The 22612-nt window shown below is 70.7% G+C and carries 20 protein-coding genes; 8 read left to right on the forward strand and 12 right to left on the reverse strand.

What is annotated here, in order from left to right:
- Positions 1-98: 98 nt before the first annotated feature.
- Positions 99-560 carry an isochorismatase family protein gene (locus tag FDF13_RS04570; protein ID WP_137318625.1) on the forward strand — a complete coding sequence of 154 codons (462 nt, stop codon included), beginning with the start codon at positions 99-101 and terminating at the stop codon, positions 558-560.
- Positions 561-681: 121 nt separating this feature from the next.
- Here FDF13_RS04570 and FDF13_RS04575 read toward each other — a convergent pair whose 3' ends face one another.
- The 4 genes from FDF13_RS04575 to FDF13_RS04590 form a co-directional block, all read right to left on the reverse strand.
- Positions 682-2370 carry an HNH endonuclease signature motif containing protein gene (locus FDF13_RS04575; protein ID WP_175406858.1) on the reverse strand — a complete coding sequence of 563 codons (1689 nt, stop codon included), beginning with the start codon at positions 2368-2370 and terminating at the stop codon, positions 682-684.
- A gap of 237 nt (positions 2371-2607) precedes the next feature.
- Positions 2608-3618 carry a glycine betaine ABC transporter substrate-binding protein gene (locus FDF13_RS04580; protein ID WP_137318627.1) on the reverse strand — a complete coding sequence of 337 codons (1011 nt, stop codon included), beginning with the start codon at positions 3616-3618 and terminating at the stop codon, positions 2608-2610.
- A gap of 106 nt (positions 3619-3724) precedes the next feature.
- A complete protein-coding gene (locus FDF13_RS04585; RefSeq protein ID WP_137318628.1) occupies positions 3725-4588 on the reverse strand; it encodes a proline/glycine betaine ABC transporter permease in 864 nt (287 codons plus the stop codon).
- Between the two features lie 3 nt (positions 4589-4591).
- Entirely contained in the window at positions 4592-6133 is a 1542-nt protein-coding gene (locus FDF13_RS04590) for a glycine betaine/L-proline ABC transporter ATP-binding protein (RefSeq protein ID WP_137318629.1), read from the reverse strand.
- 520 nt (positions 6134-6653) lie between these two features.
- On the opposite strand from FDF13_RS04590, the gene FDF13_RS04595 reads away from it, so the two are divergent.
- From FDF13_RS04595 to FDF13_RS04615, 5 genes are all read left to right on the forward strand, one after another.
- Positions 6654-7259: a hypothetical protein gene (locus FDF13_RS04595; RefSeq protein ID WP_137318630.1), complete on the forward strand. Its 606-nt coding sequence runs from the start codon at positions 6654-6656 to the stop codon at positions 7257-7259.
- Between the two features lie 359 nt (positions 7260-7618).
- Positions 7619-8299, forward strand: coding sequence for a copper chaperone PCu(A)C (locus FDF13_RS04600; RefSeq protein WP_217494901.1), 681 nt, complete (start codon positions 7619-7621; stop codon positions 8297-8299).
- Between the two features lie 222 nt (positions 8300-8521).
- On the forward strand, positions 8522-9826 hold the full coding sequence (locus FDF13_RS04605) for a Dyp-type peroxidase (RefSeq protein ID WP_137318632.1): 1305 nt from the start codon (positions 8522-8524) through the stop codon (positions 9824-9826).
- Positions 9827-9857: 31 nt separating this feature from the next.
- On the forward strand, positions 9858-10628 hold the full coding sequence (gene aroD, locus FDF13_RS04610) for a type I 3-dehydroquinate dehydratase (RefSeq protein ID WP_137318633.1): 771 nt from the start codon (positions 9858-9860) through the stop codon (positions 10626-10628).
- A gap of 63 nt (positions 10629-10691) precedes the next feature.
- A complete protein-coding gene (locus tag FDF13_RS04615; protein WP_137318634.1) occupies positions 10692-11477 on the forward strand; it encodes a 2-keto-4-pentenoate hydratase in 786 nt (261 codons plus the stop codon).
- Positions 11478-11621: 144 nt separating this feature from the next.
- On the opposite strand, the gene FDF13_RS04620 is transcribed toward FDF13_RS04615, so the two are convergent.
- The 7 genes from FDF13_RS04620 to FDF13_RS04650 all read right to left on the reverse strand — a co-directional run bounded on the left by FDF13_RS04620 (position 11622) and on the right by FDF13_RS04650 (position 18930).
- Positions 11622-13982, reverse strand: a complete 2361-nt coding sequence (locus FDF13_RS04620; protein ID WP_137318635.1) for a (Fe-S)-binding protein — start codon at positions 13980-13982, stop codon at positions 11622-11624.
- A 253-nt stretch (positions 13983-14235) separates the two neighbouring features.
- The gene (locus tag FDF13_RS04625) at positions 14236-14550 is read right to left on the reverse strand and encodes a DUF4235 domain-containing protein (protein WP_137318636.1); all 315 of its coding nucleotides are present in this window, start codon (positions 14548-14550) and stop codon (positions 14236-14238) included.
- A 13-nt stretch (positions 14551-14563) separates the two neighbouring features.
- Positions 14564-15562 carry an aminodeoxychorismate lyase gene (locus tag FDF13_RS04630; RefSeq protein ID WP_254668907.1) on the reverse strand — a complete coding sequence of 333 codons (999 nt, stop codon included), beginning with the start codon at positions 15560-15562 and terminating at the stop codon, positions 14564-14566.
- A gap of 10 nt (positions 15563-15572) precedes the next feature.
- Positions 15573-16328 (reverse strand): alpha/beta hydrolase fold domain-containing protein, encoded by a 756-nt coding sequence (locus tag FDF13_RS04635; protein ID WP_175406859.1) that lies wholly within the window; start codon positions 16326-16328, stop codon positions 15573-15575.
- On the reverse strand, positions 16325-16672 hold the full coding sequence (locus FDF13_RS04640) for a hypothetical protein (RefSeq protein WP_137318638.1): 348 nt from the start codon (positions 16670-16672) through the stop codon (positions 16325-16327). The genes FDF13_RS04635 and FDF13_RS04640 overlap by 4 nt, the downstream gene beginning before the upstream one ends.
- Positions 16673-16720: 48 nt before the next feature.
- Positions 16721-17815 (reverse strand): VIT1/CCC1 transporter family protein, encoded by a 1095-nt coding sequence (locus FDF13_RS04645; protein ID WP_345029237.1) that lies wholly within the window; start codon positions 17813-17815, stop codon positions 16721-16723.
- 191 nt (positions 17816-18006) lie between these two features.
- Positions 18007-18930, reverse strand: coding sequence for a hypothetical protein (locus tag FDF13_RS04650; RefSeq protein ID WP_137318640.1), 924 nt, complete (start codon positions 18928-18930; stop codon positions 18007-18009).
- Positions 18931-19234: 304 nt separating this feature from the next.
- Here FDF13_RS04650 and FDF13_RS04655 point away from each other — a divergent pair, with 304 nt between their 5' ends.
- The gene (locus tag FDF13_RS04655) at positions 19235-20995 is read left to right on the forward strand and encodes a M20/M25/M40 family metallo-hydrolase (RefSeq protein ID WP_137318641.1); all 1761 of its coding nucleotides are present in this window, start codon (positions 19235-19237) and stop codon (positions 20993-20995) included.
- Between the two features lie 166 nt (positions 20996-21161).
- A complete protein-coding gene (locus tag FDF13_RS04660) occupies positions 21162-21620 on the forward strand; it encodes a DUF3817 domain-containing protein (RefSeq protein ID WP_137318642.1) in 459 nt (152 codons plus the stop codon).
- 44 nt (positions 21621-21664) lie between these two features.
- Here the strand turns inward: FDF13_RS04660 and FDF13_RS04665 are convergent, their stop codons facing one another.
- Complete coding sequence (locus tag FDF13_RS04665; protein ID WP_137318643.1) at positions 21665-22597, reverse strand: dihydrodipicolinate synthase family protein; 933 nt, start codon at positions 22595-22597, stop codon at positions 21665-21667.
- Positions 22598-22612 lie beyond the last annotated feature (15 nt).

Raw genomic sequence — 22612 nt, forward strand, 5'->3', positions numbered from 1 at the left:
GCCGCTCGGTCGAGCGTGGATCCGCGTGTCCGCCGCCCCGGGATGGGGCCGAATGTCCGCGCCGATCGGGTGATGCCTCACTATGGCATGCTAATCCCATGGACGCACTCATGGTGATGAACACGGAGGAGACGCGCGCGGAGGCGACGGGCATCACCGAGGTCATCGCTGATCTGATCTCCCGTGCACGGGCCACCGGCGGGGTCGTGGTGTTCGTGTCGGCACCCGTGGCGCCGGGCGCCCCGGAGCTGCCGGAGTCGGTGTTCGAGGTCGGGGACGACCTGGGCCTGGTGTCGGAGTCCGCCGATGCATTCGACGGTGTCGATGATCTGGCGGCGGGTCTCCATGACCTCGCGGTCGACCGGATCATCATCGGCGGCGTCGACGTCCAGGAGGCCATCCGTCACACCGCGATGGCGGCGCTGGCGTGCAACTTCGATGTGATCGTCCTCGCCGATGGCACCCGCGATCTTTCCGGTACGCCGGTCGAGTGGCTCTCCGACGCCGAGGAGTCCGGCGCGATGATCAAGGACGTCGCCGACGTCTGGCTGCGGATGTGACGCTCTGTCTCCTTGAGCGACCGGCCCGCGCTTTGAGCGACCGCACGCGCTCAGGACTGAGTGACACCCGCTCTCAGATCTGAGGGACCGCACGCGCACAGAGCTGAGCGACCCCACGCTCTCAGAACGGCGGCACATCGTCGTCCCATGATCGTCGGCGTGCTTCCTCTCTGCCGTTCGCTCCGGACGGGGTGCTGACGAGTGCGGCGGGGAGCTCGAGGAGCCGAGCGCGGAAGCGGGAGTGGAAGACCGGTTCGCGGAAGGCATCGAGATATCCCGGCGGGCGCCAGGCGGGCAGCCCGTCGATCATCACGGCCTCCCAGCCCCATCGCTCGTGCTGGTGGTGGTGGAAGGCGCAGACGAGGGTGAGGTTCTCGGTGTCGGTCGGCCCTCCGCGGGCGTGGGGAACGATGTGGTGGGCGTCGCACCAGCCGGCGGGCATGTCGCAGTCGGGGAAGGTGCACCCGTGGTCGCGTGCGGTGAGGCAGACCATCTGCTTCTTGTTCGCGAAGCGGTTCTCGGTGCGCATCTCGACCTTCTCGGTGCCCGGCTTGGTCGAGTGGTAGAAGAATTGACCGCCGGCTGACAGCGCGAGCAGATCCTCGAGCCGGATCGGGGTCCCGGCCTGGGTCTCGACCTCTCCGCGGCCCCGGGCCATCTGCTCTGCTGTCGCGCTGACGATGAGAGCGAACCCGGGGCCGTGCTGCGTGCGATCACGGGCGACGGAGGTCATGAGCTGTGAGAAGCGCTCGTGCCGGCGGACGCCGTCGGGGCGGCGATCAGGCTCCACATGATGATGGGCCGGCTCTCCGTCCCGCGTGACACCCGTGGCCGATGGAGTGAGGAAGCTCCATCCGGCGGGTGAATCTGCTGCTTCTGCTGTGCGCGGAGGGATGTCTGCGGTCGTTCCGTCACCACCGCTCGGGGGTGAGGCTCCGTCACCACCGCTCGGGGGTGAGGTTTCGCAGGAGCCCGCGTCAATCGATCCTGGCGTGCCTGATCGCGGATCCCCTGAGCGCTGGTCCGCGCGGTCGGCGGACCGGTCGGTGAGCAGTGCGTGCAGGGCGGTGCCGGTCGCGGGAGTGAGCAGTCCGGTGAGCGACCAGTCGCCGTTCTTCCGCGAGGACAGCGTCACGTGGTAGCGGTCGGGGTGCGTGCGCTCGCTCGGCATCTCCCCATCCGGATCGAGGCGATCGAGCACCCGTCGGTTGAGGGTGGGGATGTCGGCGACCTGCACCGTGTTGAGGTTCTCGGCGAACAGCCGGTCGATCGTCGGAGCTTCGGCTTCCCACACCGTCGACGGCAGTTCGTGTGCGACCCGGGCGGCACCGGTGACCTGGCAGGCGGAGAAGGTGCCGGAGTGGATGCCTTCGGCGAGTGCGGGCATCTCCGGTTCCATGCTCTCCCCGGTCAGGCTCGTACGCGAACCGACTGCCTCCGACAGTCGCAGCCGCCTCTGCGCCTCCCCGCCGGAGATGCGCAGCTTCTCCCGCAGCAGCGAGCGAGTGCTGCGCGCGCCATAGGCAGCGGTATCGGATTCACGGGAGAACTGGGCGGTGAGTTCGGCCGACAGGCCATCGAGGCGGCGACGCAGGTCCTCGATCCCACGCAGACCGGCGAGCATGTCCGACGCGCTGAGGCTGCGGGCGTGCGCCCGGATGTCGGCCGCGAGGCGGGTGATGGCGGTGATCGATTCGAGGACCTCGGGAAAGCCTGCGGTGATCGCGCTGAGGTCCGATTCGGAGACCAGCGCCGGTGAAGGACGCGTGTGGCGGCTGCGGTAGCCCGTGGGCTCATGCACAGTGAGCATCGCCGTCGCTTCCTCTACGCATTCCGATCCAATCGTCATCGAATGAATAATGTGTTCGAATCATACGACCATGCTAGCCGATGGAATCGAACAGTGCAAGGGTATATTCGAACAGAGTTTCGCGCGGCAGGATTCATCCACCGGATGCTGTGGAGAGCAGCTGTCGGAACGGCCCTGCACACGGAACGGCCCTGCAGCGTGACGCTGCAGGGCCGTTCCTCGTCGGTCGGGTCGGGATCAGCCGGCCATCGAGCCCGACTTCCAGTTCTCGAAGAACTCGGCGTTGTCGCCGGCCCACTCCTCCACGGCACCGTCGAGGTCCTCACCGTTGTAGTTCTCCTCGGAGAACATGACGTTCTCGAGGCTGGAGAGGGCTTCGTCGTCGATGACGAGGTTCTTCAGCAGCTGACCGGCCTTCGGGTGGTCGTCGCTGAATCCGGAGCGGGTGAAGTTGTAGATGAGCTCGGCCTCGCCCATCGCACCCTCGGGATCTTCGAGGTCACGGACCGGGAAGGCGTCGTAGGCCCAGTGCGGACGCCACAGGGTGACGAGGATGTTGTCACCGCTGTCGGTCGCCTTCTTGAGCTCCGAGAGCATCGCCGGGGTCGACGACACGATGAACTCGTAGTCCTCGAGGCCGTACGTCGGGATGGCGGACTCCTCGGTGGTCTTCGTCAGGCCTGCGCCCGCCTCGATGCCGACGATCCGGTTGCCGTACTCGTCGCCCATCTCCGCGAGGTCGGCGATCGACTGGGCCGGCGAGTCCTCGTTCACGGCGAGCGTGAGCTTGGCGTTGTCGTACCAGCACCCGTGCGCCTCGATGTCCTCGCCGTACTGCTCGAGGTAGTCGGCGTGGGTCAGGGGCAGCCAGCCGTCGAGGATGACGTCGATGTCGCCCTCGGCGAGGCCGGTGTAGCCCGGCCCGGCCTGGAACGACTGGACGTCGGCGGTGTAGCCGTCCTGTTCGAGGAGGTACTTGTAGAGGTGGGCCGCGGCGAAGGACTCGTCCCAGCCGTCGAAAGCGCCGATGGTGATGTCGGTGTCCGAATCGGCTTCCATCGAGCTGGTGTCCGCGGACTCCTCACCCGGAGTGCAGTCGGACCAGTCGACCTCGGAGCCGCCGCCGGCGGCGGTCTCGTCTCCGCCTCCTCCAGAATTTCCGCCCTCGTTCGAGACGCCGCAGGCGGTGAGTGCGAGCACGGAGGCGGCGAGGACGCCGCCGACCTTGGACATCGTGGTGAGTTTCATGGTTCCTCCTCGGTGGATCGGATGCTGGTATCGGAAGATGGTCAGTGCGATGGGGCTGAAGAGCCGCGTAGCGAGCACCGGGGTCGGCGCCCGTGCCCGGGTCGAGTCACGCGGATCGAGCCCGCTCGAGGGCGGAGCGGTTGCCGAGCGCGGCGGTGACACGGTCGAGGTAGACGGCGATGATGACGACGGCGAGCCCGGCCTCGACACCGAGAGCGATGTTGAGCGAGCTGATCGAGGAGATCACCGCACCGCCGAGGCCCTGCGCTCCGGCCATGCCGGCGAGGACGACCATCGACAGGGCGAGCATGATCACCTGATTGATGCCCGCCATGATCGTCGGCATCGCCAGGGGCAGCTGGATCCGGGAGAGGATGTGCCCGTCCGAGGCGCCGAACGCCTGTCCGGCCTCGACGACCTCGGGATCGACCTGGCGGATCGCCAGCTCGGTGAGGCGCACTCCCGGGGGCAGCGCGAAGATGATCGTGGCGATCGCTCCCGGGACCTGGCCGATGCCGAAGATCACGATGATCGGCACGAGGTAGGCGAGTGCCGGCATCGACTGCATGAAGTCGAGGACCGGCTTGAGGATCGTCGAGACGATGTCCGACTTGGCGGCGAGGATGCCGAGCGGGATCGAGATCGCGACTGCGATGAGGACGGCGACGATGACGAGAGCGAGCGTCGACATCGAGTTGGTCCACTGGTCGAGCGCGCGGATCAGATAGAAGCCGACGAGGGTGAAGACGGCGAGCTTCCAGCCGCTCGCGAGCCAGGCCAGTGCGGCGAGGACGACGATCATGATGAGGTACACCGGCGAGCTCAGCGCCCAGAAGAAGAAGTCGTAGAGACCGCCGAGCACGGTGGAGAGGAGGCTCAGCAGGAGGCTGAAGGTCTCGGTGGACCAATCGATGAAGCTCTCGATCCACTGACCGAACGGGATGCGCGGGTTGAAGAAATCGAACTCCATGGCTCAGACTCCCTTCTCGTCGGTGGGTGCGGGGGCATCGGGGCCGGTCGGGGGCTCCGCTTCGGGAGACTCGCCGCCGAATGCGGACGCGCCGGCCGACTCCGGGGGAGTGAAGACGAAGGGGGCGGTGCCGCCGATCGGTGAGGCCGCTCCCGGTCGTCCGGCATCGTCGATGTCGTTCGGCCCCTCGCCCGAGACGCCCTCTGGGGCGGAGTCGGATGCATAGTCGACTGCGGATGCGCCGCCGACCGCGGAAGCACCGGCGGGATCGCCGGCGGTCGGCCGACTCGCGACCACCTCATCAGCCTCCGCCTGCTGGCCGGTGTCGCTGTCGGACAGCCGGGTGATCGGCAGTTCGCCGGTCGACGGGCTGACGCTCGCCATCGAGTTGAGCAGCGCGATGCGCGGGACGACGCCGATGAGACGGTCCTGTTCGTCGACCACGGCCAGCGGCACGGGGGAGGAGGAGCTCTGGGCGAACAGCTCCGACATCGGGGTCTCGGGTCGCACAGTGAGGACGTTCTCCGTGGTGATGACGCTGCGGAGGTCCTTGGCGCCCTCGCGCGAGGCGTTGACGGCGGCCCGGTCGCTGATCTGGCCGACGAGCCGCCGGTCGCGGGTGGTGACGAGCAGGCCCGAGGTCTTGACGTCCTCCATCATCCGGATCGCCATGCGCGGCCCGGCGGTGTCGGTGATGACCGCGGTCGGCCTCTGCATGATCGACGAGGCGGTGAGCACACGGGTGCGGTCGACGTCCTGGACGAAGCTCGCGACGTACTCATCGGTCGGGTCGGTGAGGATGTCCTCGGCCGTGCCGATCTGCACGATGCGGCCGTCGCGCATGACCGCGATCCGGTCGCCCAGGTACATCGCCTCGTTGAGGTCGTGGGTGATGAAGATGATCGTCTTGTTGAGGGTCGACTGGAGCTCGACGAGCTGGTCCTGCATCTCGCGCCGGATGAGCGGGTCGAGTGCGGAGAACGCCTCGTCCATGAGGAGGATGTCGGTCTCCGCGGCGAGCGCGCGCGCCAGGCCGACGCGCTGCTGCATGCCGCCGGAGAGCTGGCCGGGATACTTGTCGCCCCAGCCGCCGAGCCCGACGACCTGGAGCCAGTGGTCGGCGCGCTCGAGCCGGTGCGTCTTCGAGACCTGCTTGATCTCGAGCGCGTATGCCGCGTTCTCCCGCACCGTGCGGTGGGGCAGGAGCGCGAAGTGTTGGAACACCATTGCGATGTTGTCGCTGCGGAGCTTGCGCAGCTGGCCGGAGCTCATCCGTGAGATGTCCTGACCGGCGACCTCCACGGTGCCGGCGGTGGGGGCCCACAGGCCGTTGATCATCCGGATGAGAGTCGACTTGCCGGAGCCGGAGAGGCCCATGACGACGAAGCTCTCGCCCTTCTCGACCTCGAAGCTCGCGTCGATGACGGCCGCGGTGCCGAGCCTCTTGAGCTCGTCCCGGGTCTTACCGGCCTTGAGGCCCTGGACGACCTCTTTCCCGTTGCGGCCGAAAACCTTGTAGACGTGGGAGGCGCGGACAGCTGTCACTAGGACGAGTCCTTCCTGTCGGTGCGTGCAGTGGAGCGAGCTCGCCGGTGCCGGCTGCGGGGCCGCTCGGTGCGGCGCTGGGCGTCGCGGACGACCGCGGAAGACGGTGCGAGAAGCGCGTGGGGACCTCGGGTGTGCTCCACCTCTGACTCATCGACCATATCGACCGGCGTCGTCAGGACTGTCTCAGCGAGCAGTCCCATCCCGTGGCCGAGGTGCGAATCTGGCCACTTATGACCTTCTCACCTGGGACGATGATCGCCAGTGGGGAGTTACGGGATCGTTACTCCCGGCCGGTCGGAAACGGCCCGCGCGGTCACAATCCTGAGCCTCTGACCCCGGGAGTCGCCCCCCGACTGCCGTGGCGCGAGGCCGGCTCCCCGCCTGGGCATCCGCGCCTGCTCCTCCGGTCGGCAGCAGGTATTTCTACGATTGGTAGAATGGCGCCGACCCGGTGGCGCTGTCGTTCGCTCGCCACCGCGGCCCGCAGGAACGGCGACAGCCAGGAGGAGGCGATCGGATGGCCGGGCACGTGCGCCTGCGGCGATCACTGGCCGCCGCCTCCGGCGCGACGCTCACCGCCCTCGTCTTCCATGCAGGGGCCGGGGGAGCCGGATCCGTGCTCGCCGTCGCCGTCGCATTCGTCCTCACTCTGTGGGTGGGGGCGGTGCTCGCCCGCCGGCGCCTCGGCGTCCTCTCCCTGACCGTCGTCGTCGCGCTCGGCCAGGTGCTCCTCCATGGCACCATGACCGTGTTCTCCGCAGGCCCGATCGTGGTTCGCAGCATGCACTCGGGTGCGGAGCTGCTCGTGCTCGGCACCGCGGGCAGCACGACGCATGCGGCCCACGCGGCCCACGTGGCGGGCGCCGGGACCGGTTCGGCGATGCTGCTCGCCCACCTGTGCGCCACCGTCCTCACCGTCGCCTTCCTGCGGCACGGCGAGGGGATGCTGCTCGCACTGTTCGACGAGTTCCTCGCCCCGCTCGCACTCCTCCTCGCTCCGCGTGCCCAGCTCGTGCAGCGCCGGGCGCCCCGCACTCCGCGGTCCCCGCTGGTCTTGCGGGTCTCCACGGCGGTCCTCGGCGCGCAGTTCCGCCGGGGGCCCCCGTCGGCGCTCCCTGCCTGACGCCGCCGTCGTCCGGCACAGCGCACCCGCTCGGGTGCTTCATCCCATCCACCGATCGGTCGCTCGCTCCGACGCCGAGGTGCACGCACGCTCCCGCTGACCCGCCCCCGCGGCGGCCCGCCGGCCGTGATGGACCGTCGGTCCAGCATTCGGCGCAATCGCCGGCCCAGCCCATGGCCCCGGCCCAACTGGTCGCGCGCTCGACGACGGTTCGCCGGCCTTCCCGCCGGTCCGCCCGTCTGCCCAACCGGCCGACCGGCCTTGCGGCTGCCGGCGCGGCACCACGGCGGAGCGCGGCGGTGCCGACTCCTGTCCCCGGTGCCGAGCGGCTCGACCGATCACCCCCAGAAGGACACACCGTGAAGACACCGACCACCACAGCACCGGCCAGAACAGCACTGGCCGCTACAGCACCGACCACCACGACCCGGGCCACCTCGCGAGCAGTCGCTCCAGGGCTCGGCCGAGCGCTCCTCACCGCGACCGCGATCGGCCTGAGCTTGGGCCTCGCCGCCTGCGGTCCGACAGGGAGCTCCGCACCCGGCCCGTCCGAATCCGGCGCTGCGGATCCGACTGCGGGGGCCGCAGCGGACCCCGGCGGCTCCGAGACCGGAGATGCCGCTGCCGAGGCCTCCGACGCAGCGCCCCTCGTCTGGGAGGACGGCTGGGTCAAGGCCGCCGAGGAGGGGATGACCGGTGCCTTCGGCACCCTGCGCAACCCCACCGATTCCGAACTCCGGATCACCGGGGCCGAGAGCGCGGCCGCCGGATCCGCCGAGCTCCACGAGACCGCGAGCGACGACGGAGGGAGCACGATGATGCAGGAGAAGGAGGGCGGGTTCCTCGTTCCCGCCGGCGGCTCCCTCTCCCTGGAGCCCGGCGGCGACCACGTCATGCTCATGGACCTGCAGGAGCCGATCCTCCCCGGCGACGAGGTGACGATCACCCTGCTCACCGACGGCGGCGAGGTCGAGACGACGGTCGTCGCCAAGGAGTTCACCGGCGCCCAGGAGGAGTACGTGCAGGACCACGGCCACTGACCGGCCGAGGGTGCACCGCGGCCCGGGCGCGAGGTGCCCGGGCCGCGGAGCACCTCGACCCGCTCCTCCTGGGACCGGTTCCTCACCGGTGCTGGGCCGGCTCCGCCCCGGTCCCGTCTCCACCCACCCCGACGCACTGCCCACCATCTCCGCCTACTCCAGCGCACTGCCCACTCCGATGCGCTGCCCATCCACCACCACACACCTCCAGGAGCTGAACCCATGGACATCCGTCGCCGCCACGTCCTCGGCGCCTCGGTCTTCGGTGTCGGCGCCGGGGTCGGCGCCGGTCTCCTCGCACCGCGGGACCCGGCACCGGCACCCGCCGCGCTGCCCGACACCTCCGGCCTCAACGGAGCCCGCCTCGAGCCCTTCCACGCCCGCCACCAGGCCGGGGTCGAGACGATTCCGCCGGCCCACGCCCTCTTCATCGGCCTCGATCTCGAGGAGGAGACGACCGCGCGCCGAGCGGTGAGCATGCTGCGGCTGCTCACCGACGACGCCGCGGCCCTCACCCAGGGCCGCGCCCCGCTCGCCGACCCCGAGCCCGAGCTCACGCCGCAGCCGGCCAGGCTCACCGTGACGTTCGGATTCGGCGAGCGACTCGTCGCGCTCGCCGGCCGCCGCCACGTCCCCGACTGGCTGCGACCCCTCGAGGAGTTCACGATCGACCGTCTCGAACCGGAGCGCAGCCGCGGCGACCTGCTCCTGCAGATCTGCGGCGACGATGCGCTCGCCGTCGCGCACGCCGCACGGATGCTGCTCAAGGACGCGCGCGCGTTCGCCGCGGTCGCCTGGTCGCGCACCGCGTTCCGCCGTGCCTACGGGTCCGATCCGACCGGCACCACGCAGCGCAACATGTTCGGCCAGGTCGACGGGACCGCCAATCCGGGCCCCGGTTCCGAGGACTTCGCCCGCCTCGTCTGGGGAGAGAGCACCGGCCGGGCGGATCCGGTGTTCTCCGCCCGCGGCGAGCCGCCTCTCGACCTCGGCGCGGATCATCCCGCCTGGCTGCGCGAGGGCGGCACCACCCTCGTGCTGCGCGACATCGCGATGGACATGGAGACCTGGGACGAGGCGGACCGGCCGGCACGTGAGTTCGCCGTCGGCCGGGACCTCGCCTCCGGCGCGCCGCTCACCGGCACGGACGAGCACGATGTCCCGGACCTCACCGCGGTGGACGCCCGCGGGCTCACGAGGATCTCGCCGGCGAGCCACGTGGCGCGGTCCCGGAACGAGGCGAAGCCGGAGGAGCAGATCTTCCGGCGGGTGTACAACTACCACGGGGTGCCCGAGGCCTCCACGGCAGGCACCGGCCCGTCGGGGTCCCGCCGGGTGAGCACGGCCGGACTGATGTTCGCCTCGTACCAGGCGGACATAGGACGCCAGTTCCTCCCCATCCAGCGCCGGCTCGGCGGCATGGACCTGCTCAACCAGTGGACCACCCCGATCGGTTCGACGGTGTGGGCGATCCCGCCGGGAATCGCGGACGGCGACTACATCGGCAGCCGCCTGTTCGAGGGATGAGACGCCGCGCGGGCGGACTACAGTGGGACGCATGAAGCCCTTGCCCTTCGCGCCCGCGGATGCCTTTCCCGCCGTCATCGTCCCGCTCACCGCACCCACCCCGTCCGCGCTCGGCGAGCAGGCGGCCCGGTGCGCCGAGGGCGTCGACGTCATCGAATGGCGCGTCGACGCCCTCGACGTCCTCCGCGGCGCCGACCACCCGCTCGAGACCCACGAGCTCGAAGGGATCCGCGGCGTCGTGCGCGAGGGCTGGGAGGCACTGCGCGCGGCCGCCGACCAGCCCGTCCTCGTCACCGTCCGCACCCGGGGCGAGGGCGGCTTCGCCCCGCTCACGGACGACGCCTACGCCGGGCTCGTGAGCACTTTCATCGAGCTCGCCCCCGCCGCAGTCGACATCGAGTTCCAGCGGCACACCGCCGAGTCGCTCATCGGCCGCGCCCACGACGCCGGGGTGTCCGTGCTGGCGTCCTTCCACGACTTCGAGCACACCCCTCCGGCCGAGCACCTCATGAGCCTCATGACGAAGATGCACCGGGCCGGTGCGGACGTCGCGAAGATCGCCGTCATGCCCGAGCACCGCACCGACGTGCTCGAGGTGCTCAGCGTCGGCGAGCGCGCCCAGGCCACCCTGCCGATCCCGGTCGTCGCGATCTCCATGGGCGAGCTCGGCAAGGCCACCCGCCTCGTCGGCAGCGAGTTCGGCTCCGCGGCCACCTTCGCCGCCGTCGGCGAGATCTCCGCACCCGGCCAGCTCACCGTCCCCCAGGTGCGGGCCGCGCTCGACGCGCTCGGCGCCGACTGACCTCAGCCCCCACCGGCTCCTGCCGGAACAGACCCGCCGGGAGCCGCCCGCCAGGAGGACACCATGCTCGAGGACACCCAGCGCTCCGCACTCGCCTCCGCCCTCGCCGAGGCGCACCGCACCGGGACGCCGATCCCGCAGCCGAGCGCGGCCCACCCCGGCATGGACCTCGACGACGCCTACGCGGTGCAGCGTCTCCAGATCGAGGAGTGGGTGGGATCCGGCTATGCGGTCGTCGGGTACAAGATCGGTCTGACTTCGCGCGCGATGCAGGACCAGTTCGGTGTCCGCGAACCGGACTTCGGGGTGCTCACCCGCAGCGGACTGCTGCTGTCCGGGGCTCCCGTGGACACCGGCCGGTTCATCGCACCGAAGATCGAGCCGGAGATCTCCGTCGTCCTGGGCCAGGATCTCGCCGGGCCCGGCGTCACCGCGCTGCAGGCGCTCGCCGCGATCGACCACGCGCTCGCCTCGCTCGAGATCATCGACTCCCGGGTGGCCGACTGGCGGATCACCGTCGTCGACTCAGTGGCCGACAACGCGAGCTTCGGAGCCGCGGCGTTCGGCACCCGGCGCATCCGCTGGGACGACTTCGATCCGGTCCTCACCGGCTGCGTCCTCGAGGTCGACGGCCGCACCGTCGCCTCGGGTGCCGGCGGTGCGGTCCTCGGCAACCCGCTCAACGCCCTCGTGTGGCTCGCGAACGAGCTCGGTGCACGCGGCACGGTCATGCGTGCCGGCTCCGTCGTCATGCTCGGTTCGGTGTGCGCGGCCGTGCCGGTGGCCGCCGGCCAGGTGGTCCGCGCCGAGTTCGCCGGCCTCGGCGCCGTCACCCTGCCCTTCGAGTAGGAGGCCCCGAGTCGCAGGGGCCGCGCTCCCGCGAGCTCGGGCCGCGGCACCGTTCGTGCCCGGACGCACCGGATCCCCCGTCCGGCCAGCGGTGCAGGCCGTGCGGGGGATCCGGTGATGTGAGAGCGTTCCCGGTCCTGCGGATCAGACGGGAGCGGGCTCCTCGGCGTCGGTGCGACCGCCCTGTCCGCCCTGGCCCCGGCGCACGCCGGCGAGCAGCATCTGCGCGACGTCGAGCACCTCGACGCCCTCCGATGCGTTGCCCTCGGACTGCTCGGCGGTGAGGCCGTCGGACAGCATGACGCGGCAGAACGGGCAGCCCACGGCGATCTGCTCGGCACCGGTGGCCACGGCCTCCTGCGTGCGGTTGATGTTGATGCGGGAGCCGATGGTCTCCTCCATCCACATCCGCGCACCGCCGGCGCCGCAGCAGAACGACCGCTCCTGGGAGCGCTCCATCTCGCGGTACTCGAGGCCCGGCAGGGAGCCGATGAGCTCGCGCGGCGGGGTGTAGATGCCGTTGTGACGGCCGAGGTAGCACGGGTCGTGGTAGGTCACCGGGGTGCTCACGGTCTCACCGGCGGCCGGGGCGACCGGGGTGAGGCGCTTCTCGCGGACGAGCTTGTTGAGCAGCTGGGTGTGGTGCACGACCTCGAACTTGCCGCCGATCTGCGGGTACTCGTTGGCGATCGTGTTGAAGCAGTGCGCGCACGACACGACGATCTTGCGCGCCTTCATCTCGTTGAGCACCTCGACGTTCGCCTGCGCGAGCATCTGGTAGAGGAACTCGTTGCCGGCGCGGCGGGCCGGGTCGCCGGTGCAGGACTCGCCGTCGCCGAGCACGGCGAAGTCGACGCCCGCGGTGTGGAGCAGCTCCGCGATCGCCTGCGTGGTCTTCATCGCGCGGTCCTCGAAGGCGCCTGCGCAGCCGACCCAGAACAGGTACTCGACCTCGCCGAGGTCCTCGATGTCGGCACCGACCTGCTTGATCTCGAAGTCGAGGTTCTTCGCCCACTCCATGCGCTTGCGCTGGGACATCCCCCACGGGTTCTGCTTGTTCTCGAGGTTCTTGAACAGGCCGGACAGCTCGGTCGGGAAGGCCGACTCGATGAGCACCTGGTAGCGACGCATGTCGACGAAGTGGTCGACGTGCTCGATGTCGACGGGGCACTGCTCGACGCAGGCGCCGCAGGTGGTGCACGACCACAGGGCATCGGGGTCGATGACGCCCATCTCCGCGAGCTCCTCGACGTCCTGGGCGCCGACGAGCGGGCGGACCGCCTCGGTCTGGGCGGCCTGGGACAGGGTGCCGAGCAGGTCGAGGTTCTCGTGCGGGTCGGTGATGCCCTGGTAGGCGGCCATCTCCTTGGCGTGGGCCTTCTTCGCCTTCTTGTCCGCGTCCTCGGGCAGCGGGGCCGGGGGCGTCGCCTCGGCCTTCGCCTGCTCCGCGGCCTTGAGCCACGGCGCCTTGGCGTCGGCGTGGTTGCGGAGGTTGATCATCATGAGCTTGGGGCTCAGGGGCTTCTCCGTGTTCCAGGCCGGGCACTGGCTCTGGCAGCGACCGCACTCGGTGCAGGTCGAGAAGTCGAGCAGGCCCTTCCAGGTGAAGTCCTCGACCTTGCCGACGCCGAGCACGGCGTCCTCGTCCATGTCCTCCATGGCCTCGAGGTCGATCGCCTCGCCCTTGTTCTGCATGGGCTGCAGGGCACCGAGGCTGGTGCGGCCGTCCGCATGGCGCTTGAACCAGATGTTGAAGAACGCGAGGAAGCGGTGCCAGGCGACACCCATGGTCGGGGTGAGGCCGACGGTGACCATCCAGGCGTAGGAGACGAGGATCTTGATGAGCGCGATGACGACGATGAGGGCCTCGACGGCGCCGGTCGACAGGCCGGAGAAGAGCTCGCCGATCCAGAAGGTCAGCGGGAAGTGGAGGAGCAGGTTCTCCTGGCCGGCGCGGCCCTGGAGCACGTACTCGAGGCCGCGGAGCAGGGCGATGCACAGGGCCACCATGAGGATGGTGAACTCGACGTAGTACGCCTGCCAGAAGTTCGAGCCGAAGAAGCGCGACTTGCGATGGAGGTCGCGCGGATGGTTCCGCTGCCGGATGATGATGAGCGCGATGATGCCGAGCAGGCCGGTGACGGCGAAGAACTCGGTGATCCACTCGTACGGGAAGAAGTGCCCGATGAGCGGGAGGACCGCGTGCGGGTCGAACAGCTGCATCGTGGCCTGGGCGAGCGTGAGGACGAGCACGCCGAAGGAGATCATCGTGAACCAGTGGGCGATCGCGACGATCGGGAGGCGGGCCATGCGGGTGTGGCCGAGGAACTCCTTGATCAGGGTTCCGGTGCGCTTCCCCGGCTCGGAGGTCCGCTCGCCGGCGGCGGTCGGGGCACCGAGCTTGAAGAAGCCGACGAACTTCCCGACCCGGGTCAGGAAGAACGACCAGCCGACGATGGTCGCGCCGACGCCGATGATGATCGCGAGGATCTGCAGGGCGTGCATGAGTGAACCTCCCAGGTGGCCCGAGGGGAAGTCGGGCGCGGATACAGTTGTGCGGCAATTCTACTGAAGTGCTCAGCATACTGTAACCGGGGCCTGAACGATTGATCAGAATCGCCCATGACCTGGACACATGCGCGGGACGCGCCGGGTGTCGGAGCTGCGCCGGAGGAGGACTCCGGGGCGGTGCGGCGGAGCGGATGCCCGGAGCGCACGGGCAGGTGGCCCGTGCGCCCCGGGCATCTGCCGGTGCGGCTCAGCCGCGCTCGTCGTCCTTGCTCACGCGCGCGGCGCTCTGGAGCTTCTTGGGCAGGGCGGTCTCGCCCCAGTTGTTGCGCACGGTGGTCGCGGCGGCGCGCTGCACGACGAGCTGCACCACGGCCATGCCGACGCCGGAGACGATCGTCCAGGCGAGTGCCTCGCCGAGCCCGATCTCGTCGTCCTGCGTGTTGATCGGCACCGGCTTGTGGGTGGTCTTCTCCCAGACCAGGCCGAGGGTCTTGCGCGCGGCCATGGCGGCGAGTGCCGCACCGCCGACGCCGATGATCTGCCAAGCGATCTTTCCGCCCATGCGAGTGGTCTCCTCAGAAGTCGTATCGGGTGTGTCGGGTCCAGCCTAGTCCGAAGGCGCGGGATCCGGTGCGGTGCGTGCGCAGGTTCCGGGGTGCGTGCCCGGGTGCGGCGCGCGGCTCCGGGTCTCCGCCGCCGAGCACCCAGGCGAGCATCTGCTCCGAGAGCTCCGGGTCGCGCCGCAGCTCCTCCCCGTCGAGGGTGTTGAGCGGCACGCTGATGCGGGCCGAGGAGGTGAGCCAGACGCCGTCGGCGGCGGTGAGGTCGTCGACGGTGAGGTCGGTGTAGGAGCACAGGAGGCCCGCCTCGGCCGCGTGGGCGAAGATCGTCTGCTGGGTGGTGCCGTGGAGCAGCCCGGCCTTGGGGTCGGGGGTGAGGAGTTCGCCGCCGCGGCGGATCACGACGTTCGCGGTGGGGCCCTCGAGCACACGGCCGTCGTGGGAGAGGAAGATGACGTCGTCGGCGCCCTGGGACGCCGCCCAGCGTGCGGCGGCCTGGTTCGTCGCATAGGACAGCGTCTTGGCGCCGATGAGCATCCACGGCGCCGACTGCCCGACGTAGGCCGGGAATCCCTTGTCGAGGGTGATGACGTCGATCCCGTGCGCGCGCTGCCCGGGGTACTTCGCGTCGAGGGGGATCGACAGCACCCAGCCCGAGGCCTCGGCCAGGCCGCGGCTCATGCTGTAGCGGACGGTGAACGCCTCGTCGTCGCCGCGCCGCTCCCGATGGTCGGCGATGACCGCGTCGAGCGCGGCGTGCCAGAGCGTCGGGTCCGGTGCGGGCAGGTCGAGCATCGCGGCCGAGGCGCGGAACCGGGAGAAGTGGAGCTCGCGCGCGTGGACGTGGTCGGCGCCGGCGAGCCGGGTGACGAGCACGGTCTCGAAGATGCCGTCGCCGCGGTGCGGGGCGAGGTCGTCGACCCGCAGGTGCGGGGCGCGGGGGTCGACGAGGCGGAACTCCGCGCCGGCGAGGTCGATGAGCGCGAGCGAGTCGGACACGGGGGCAGCTGGCATGAGGCTCATCCTAGAGCGATGCGCGGTCGCCGAGCAGGGCGGGGAGCGTGCGGCCGAGCCGACCGAGGAGTTCCGCCGCGTCGTGGAGCACTCCGTCGGAGTGGAAGAAGCCGTGGACCGTGTGCGGGTACACCCAGAGCTCGCACGGCGTCCCCGCCGCGGCGAGGCCGGCGGCGAACGCTTCGCCCTCGCTGCGGAGCACGTCGCAGCCGGCGGTGACGACGACGGTGGGCGGGAGCTCGTGGAGCTCCGCCCGCCCCACCGAGGCGAGCGGGTGGAAGCGCGATCCCGCGTCCGTGTAGCAGTCCCAGTAGTAGGCCATGCGGTCGGCGGTGAGCCCGTGATCGGTGGCGAAGTCGCGGTAGGAGGCGGTGTCGCAGGCGGCGTCGGTGGCGGGATAGAGGAGGACGAGGGCCGCCGGTCGGTGGGTGCTCGTGCAGCGGTGGACGGGTGGGACGGCGGGGTCGGCCCCCGCGGCCGCCCGGTGCTGCGGCACGGCGATCTCCGCCGTGTCGCGCAGGGCGAGTGCGGTGGCGGCGGCGAGGTTCCCGCCCGCGGAGTCCCCGATGATCCCGATCCGCGCGGGGTCGACCCCGAGCTCCGCGGCGTGCGCGACGACCCAGGCGAAGGCCGCGACGCAGTCGAGGAGGGGGAGCGGGAACGGGTGCTCGGGGGCCTTCGCATAGGTCACGGTGACGACGACCGCGCCGGCGTCGACGGCGAGTCGGCGGGCCGCGACATCCGCGATCTCCGCGGTCCCCGTCACCCAGCCTCCGCCGGGCAGCATGAGGAGCGCGGGGCGCAGGGGCGATTCCGCAGGGGCCGGAGCCGGATCCGCGGCATCCGTGCCCGAGGTGCCCGCGGCTCCCGGCGGGCCCGCCGCGGGGCCGGCCCCGGGTCGTGGATGCGCAGCGGGACGTAGCCGGCCGGCCCGACGGCGAAGGTATCGCGGACCGCGGCGACGGGGACCGGTGCGGACTGGCGCCAGGCGAGGTCGACGGCGGCGGCGCGCGCCTCGGCGAGGGTGAGCTGCGGGGCGGGGACAGGATTGCGGCGCGCATTCTCCGCGAGGTACGCGCGCGCCTCATCGTTCAGGGTGAACCGGGACATGCGAGCGACTGTACCCGCCCAGTGCGCCCCGCCGGCGCAGCTCTCGCGTCAGCCGATCGCGGTGCCGAACAGCAGGCCGAGGGCGAAGGTCACGGCCGCCGCTCCGTAGCCGATCGCGAGCTGGCGGAGCGCCCGCGGCAGCGGCGCGCGGCCGGACAGCACGCCGACGACGCCGCCGGTGAACAGGAGCGCGAGGCCGACGAGCACGGCGGCGAGGATGATCGCGGGGTATCCGGACATGCCGAACATGTAGGGCAGGATCGGGATGACCGCGCCGGAGGCGAAGAAGCAGAACGAGGAGGAGGCGGCGCCGAGGCCGGTGCCGAGCTCCTCGTGCTCGCCTTCGGCGGGCACGTGCAGTCCGTGGCGGCCGCCCGGGTGGGAGGCGGTGCGGATCGCCTCGGCGGCGGCGGCCTCCGCCTCGTCGGTGTCCATGCCGCGGGCGCGGAACACGAGGGCGAGCTCGTTCGCGTCGATGTCGAGGGCGGCGATCGCGGTGCGGGATTCCGGGTCCGGGGTCGAGGCCTCGAGGAGCTCGCGCTGGGAGCGCACGGAGACGTATTCGCCGGCCCCCATCGAGAGTGCGCCGGCGAGCAGGCCGGAGATGCCGGTGAGGAGGATCGTGCCGGTGGAGACGCCGGCGGCCCCGACGCCGAGCACGAGGGCGAGGTTGGAGACGAGGCCGTCGTTGGCGCCGAACACCGCGGCGCGGAAGTTGCCGGAGAGCTTGGCGCGGGAACGGGCGGCGAGCGCTCGGACGACCTCGGCGTGGATCTTCTCGTCGGCGGCCATCGCGTCGGTGGCGTACCAGTCGCTGTCATAGGGCGAGCTCGTCTCCGACTGCTGAGCGAGGGCGAGGACGAACACCGAGCCGAACATGCGGCCGAGCACGGACAGGATGAGGGTGCCGAGGTCGGGCAGGCGGCGCCGTTCGGCATGGGGGCCGAGCAGGGTGATCCAGTGCTGCTGGTGGCGGTGCTCGGCGTCGGCGAGGCCGAGAAGGATCTCCCGCTCCTGGCCGGTCTTGCGGTCGGCGAGGCTGCGGTAGACGCGCTCCTCGAGGCGCTCGTTGGCGAGGTGGCGCTGCCAGCGATGGATGAGCTTGTAGCTCGGCTCCTGGGGGACTGCTCTGCGTTCGGGCACGGTCATGAGCATATGAGGATCCGCGCATGAATTCAATACTTGCGCAATTGGTTGAATGATGGGTGCGGCAGGTCAGGGTCAGGCGATGGGCGGCCGTCGGGACGGTGCTGCAGGGGCCGGGCTCGCCGGTGGGGTCCAGGGCTCCCGGTGGAGCCCCCGGCTCGCCGGTGGGGGTGTGGCCGGTGCGTGCGTCAGTCGACGGCGAGGTGCATGCGCAGGGTGTCGCCGGGGGTCAGCGGCGACGAGATCCGGGCGGGCTCGACGCACACGAAGCCGTGGTGTGCGGCGGCGGTGGTGTCGCCGAGCTGCTGCGCGGGGTTCCACACCACCGCATCGCTCGCGTTCGTCGTCACGGTGAGGCGCCGGCCGAGCGCGGGATCGGTGATGGCGATGCGGTGGGCGGCGGTGCCCGCGGTTCCGGCGAGCGGGAACACCGAGTCGATGCCCTCGGCCGGGACGCGCAGCGTCCGGTCGGTCACTCCTGCGATCTCGGTGCGCTGCGCGTCGCCGACCGCGAAGTACGCGTGGAGCGCGGCGGTGACGGGCAGCTCGGGCGCGGCCGGGGTGGCCCCGGGTGCGCGCACGGCCCGCAGGTGAGTCCCGGCAGCGGTCTCCGGCACGGGATCGGCGCGGTGGGCGAGCTCGACGGAGAGCCCGTCGGCGAGGCGCACGGTGAGACCTGCCGCGGCGCCGCGGTGGGAGAAGCCGAGGCGCACCTCGGCCCCGGTGCCGTCGACGGTGAGCGCCTCGACCTCCCAGGTGTGCAGGCGCGCCCAGCCGTGCTGTGGGGTCGATGCGGGGCCGAACCAGGGCCAGCACACCGGGATCCCGCCGCGGATCGCCGCCCCGGTGTCGAAACGGGCGAGCGAGGAGGTGAAGAGGGTGTCGGGCCGGCCGGCGGGACGATGGGCGAGCACCTGCGCGCCGAAACGCGAGACCACGGCGACAGCCGTGTCGAAGCGGAGGACGAGGAGGTCGACCGCTCCCATCCGGGTGGCGTCGATGCGGCCGCGCTCGCCCTCGGCGAGGGTCTCGCTCGGGAGGGAGAGGAAGTCCTCTGCGGAGAGCAGGTCGTCACGGGCGGGGGCGGTGTTCGGGTCCTCGGAATGTCCCATGGAATCACTGTTCCACTCGAGTCTGAGAAGTTATCGGTGTCTCGGATGTCAAGACAATTGCCGTTTTTTCTTTATCTTTTCGTGACTTTCGGGCCTCAATTGTGAACTGTCTGTGTACTACCGTGGTGGACCATGTGATGCGTGTCACCAAATCGTGACCTTCGCACCACGCACTGCACGCACCGTCCTCCGGCGGCACCATCCGGCGACGCACGACCAGCTCCACTGCACGACCGGCACCGCTGGGCGGCTCCGTCGAACGACTGACAGAGACGCATCCGCACCACCGAATCGAGAGGTCGACATGTCCAGAAGAATCACCCACAGCGCGCTCGCCGTCACCGCGGCCGCCTCGCTCGGGCTCGCCACCGCGGGCCCCGTACTCGCGGCGCCCATCTCCGAGCACACCGACATGGATGTCACCGGAGAGGCCGCCCTGGCCCACCTCCAGGAGCTCTCCGACATCTCCCTGGCCCACGCAGACGAGGGCCATCGCGCCGTCGGCACCCCCGGCTACGAGGCCGCGAGCGAATACGTCGAGGAGGTGCTCGAGGCCAGCGGCAAGTTCGACGTCACCCGCGACACCTTCACCGTGCCGACCCAGACCTTCGGCGAGGTCTCCTTCAGCGTCGAGGGCGAGGCGCAGGAGACGTTCTCAACGCTGTCGAACGCCGAGGGCACCGACGCCCCGCTCACCGACACCGCGGTCACCCTGCCCACCGACGACGCCTACGGCGACCAGGCCGGCGGCGAGCTCGGCTGCGAGGCCGGCGACTACAGCGACACCAACGCCGGCACGATCGTGCTCGTGCAGCGCGGCGTCTGCGCCTTCGGCGAGAAGGTCACCGCCGCGACCGAGGCCGGTGCGGCCGCCGTCGTCATCTACAACCACTCCCCGGGCGCGCTCAACGGCACCGTCGGCGACCGCGTCGAGGGAAACATCGCGGGCGCTTCGATGGAGCTCGCCGAGGGCGATGCGCTGCGCGAACAGATCCTCGCCGCCGGGGACACCCCGGTGCTCGGCGACCTCACCGTGGAGACGACCTTCGAGGACATCGAGACCTGGAACGTCATCGCCGAGACCAAGGCCGGCGACCCCGACGACGTGCAGATGATGGGCGCGCACCTCGACGGCGTAGCCGAAGGCCCCGGCGTTAACGACAACGCCTCCGGCGTGGCCGGGCTGCTCGCCGTGGCAGAAGGCCTCGCCGCCCAGCCGCACGACGTCGACAACCAGGTCCGGATGGGATTCTGGGGTGCCGAGGAGATCGGTCTCGTCGGCTCCACCGAGTACGTCGCGTCGCTGAGCGACGAGGAGAAGGAGCGGATCTCCTCGTACCTCAACTACGACATGATCGGCTCGGAGAACTACGTCATCGGCACGCTCGACTCCGACGGCTCGGACGTCCCGATCCCCGACGGCGTCAACGTGCCGGAGGGATCGGTGGAGCTCGAGGAGATCTTCACCGGCTACTTCGACTCGATCGGCCAGCCGCACGTCGGCACCGAGTTCTCCGGTCGCTCCGACTACCAGGCGTTCATCGACAACGGCATCCCGGTCTCCGGCCTGTTCACCGGTGCCGACGCGATCAAGACCGAGGAAGAGGTGGAGCTGTTCGGCGGCACCGCCGGCGTCCAGCAGGACCGGAACTACCACACGATCGACGACACCTACGAGAACGTCGACCAGGAGGCCATGGGCATCATGGTGCCGGCGATGGCCTACGCGGCCCACGTCGTCGCCTACGATCTCGATCCGGTCGCCTCTGTCGATCGGGACCGTATCTCCGTCAAGGACCTCAAGAAGTCCGGCGTGGAGGTCACCGTGACCAACCTCGAACCGGGCCAGACCGTGGACTGGACGCTGACGGCCGACGGTCGCACGAAGCCGGGCAAGTCGCCGGCCTCGGGCACCGCGACCGCCGATGAGTCCGGCACCGCGACCTTCACCGTCAAGGGCATCGACCCGAGCGCCGTCCGGGGCCTGCCCGGCGGCTACACCGTGAGCGTCGACACCGGCGACACCGCCGTCGAGGTCGGATTCACCGTGGGCGGCAAGGGCTGATCGCCTGACCCGACCCATCTGACCCATCCGCCACACGGCAATATCCTGCGGTTCCTGAGAACGGAACCGCAGGATATTGCCGTTTCACGTGTGAGCGAGCAGGCGCGGGCACGGGATCGACCGAACGGTTGATGCATCGCCTGGCCGGACCGGGGATACTGTCCGGGTGACTCCCAAGAAGCTCTTCACCGTGTTCGCGATCGCCGAGGCGATCACCTGGACCCTGCTCATCATCGGCCTCATCCTCAAGTACGTCACCCAGACGACGGAGGTGGGGGTGCGGATCGGCGGTGGTATCCACGGCTTCGTGTTCCTCACTTACTGCGTCGTGACCGTGCTCGTCGGCACCTCGCAGCGCTGGCCGCTCGGCCGCACGATCCTCGGCCTGTTCAGCGCCGTCATCCCGTATGCGACGATCCCGTTCGAAATCGATGCACGCCGCCGCGGCCTCCTCGATGGCGACTGGCAGCTCGCTCGCGGCGGCCATGCTCCGCGGAACTGGTTCGAACGCCTCTGCGCCTGGGCGATCGCCCACCCGCTCCTCGCGGTCGTCGTCGGCCTGCTCGGCGTCGCACTGCTCTTCACCGTGCTCCTCATGCTCGGCCCGCCGATCCCCAAGGGCTGAGCCGACACCCGGCTCGCACTGTGGGCGCCGTCTCCTGGCGAGTGTCAGGCGAGTCCCGCACCCCGCACCGTCCGGGCGACCTCGGCGCGCTCGTCCTCCTCGAGGGGGCGCAGCGGATGCGGCAGGCAGTCATCCGCGGCGAGGTCGAGCTCCGCCGCGGCGGCGGCCATGACCCGGACGCTGCCGTGTTGGGCGAGGAGCGGCCACAGCTCCTCGAGGTCGTGTGCAGTGTCCGACGCGCCCGATCGGGCGGCGTCGAACAGCGTGCGGGCGGCTCGCGGGAACAGGCCGCCGACCACCGAGTGCCAGGCGTCGGCGCCCGCGGCCAGGTGCGCCGCCGCTGCCGCGTCGCCGCTGATCCCGATCGCCGCATCGGGTCCGACCGCTTCCCGGATCCGGGCCAGCCGGTCTGCGGGCTGCGCCTCGGTGCCGTCGGTCGGCGGGATCTTCACCCCGGTGACCGAGGGGATGCCAGACAGGCGGGCGTAGAGGTCGAGGGAGAACCGGAACCTGGTGGTGCCGGGATTGTCGTAGATGCAGATCGGCAGGTCGACCGCTTCGGCGACGGCGGCGAACAGGCCGATCACCTCGGAATCCCGGAGCGGCTGGTAGCTCACCGGGGCCAGCAGCAGCCCCGCGGCGCCGAGCTGCTCGGCCGTGCGCGCCCGGGTGAGGACCTCGCGGGTGCGCAGGGCTCCGACGCCGGCGACCACGGGTGTGCCCCCGGCCCCCGCGAGGATCGTGCGCAGCGCCGTCGTCCACTCCTCCCGGTCGAGATAGGCGTACGATCCGGTCGACCCGAGGGCACCGATGCTGTCGACGAGAGCCGGGCCGATGTCCGCACCCTCGGCAGCGGGCGCCGGGGCCAGGCGTCCGACGAGTCCGCGCAGGGCGGGCGCATCGAGGACGTCGTCGCGCAGCGGGGTGAGCGGGAAGGCGGACAGGCCGTGGAACGGTCCGTGCGGTAGGGGTGTCATGCCGTGCCCGGTCGC

This window comes from Brevibacterium sp. CS2, assembly GCF_005280295.1.
Taxonomy (GTDB): Bacteria; Actinomycetota; Actinomycetes; order Actinomycetales; family Brevibacteriaceae; genus Brevibacterium; species Brevibacterium pityocampae.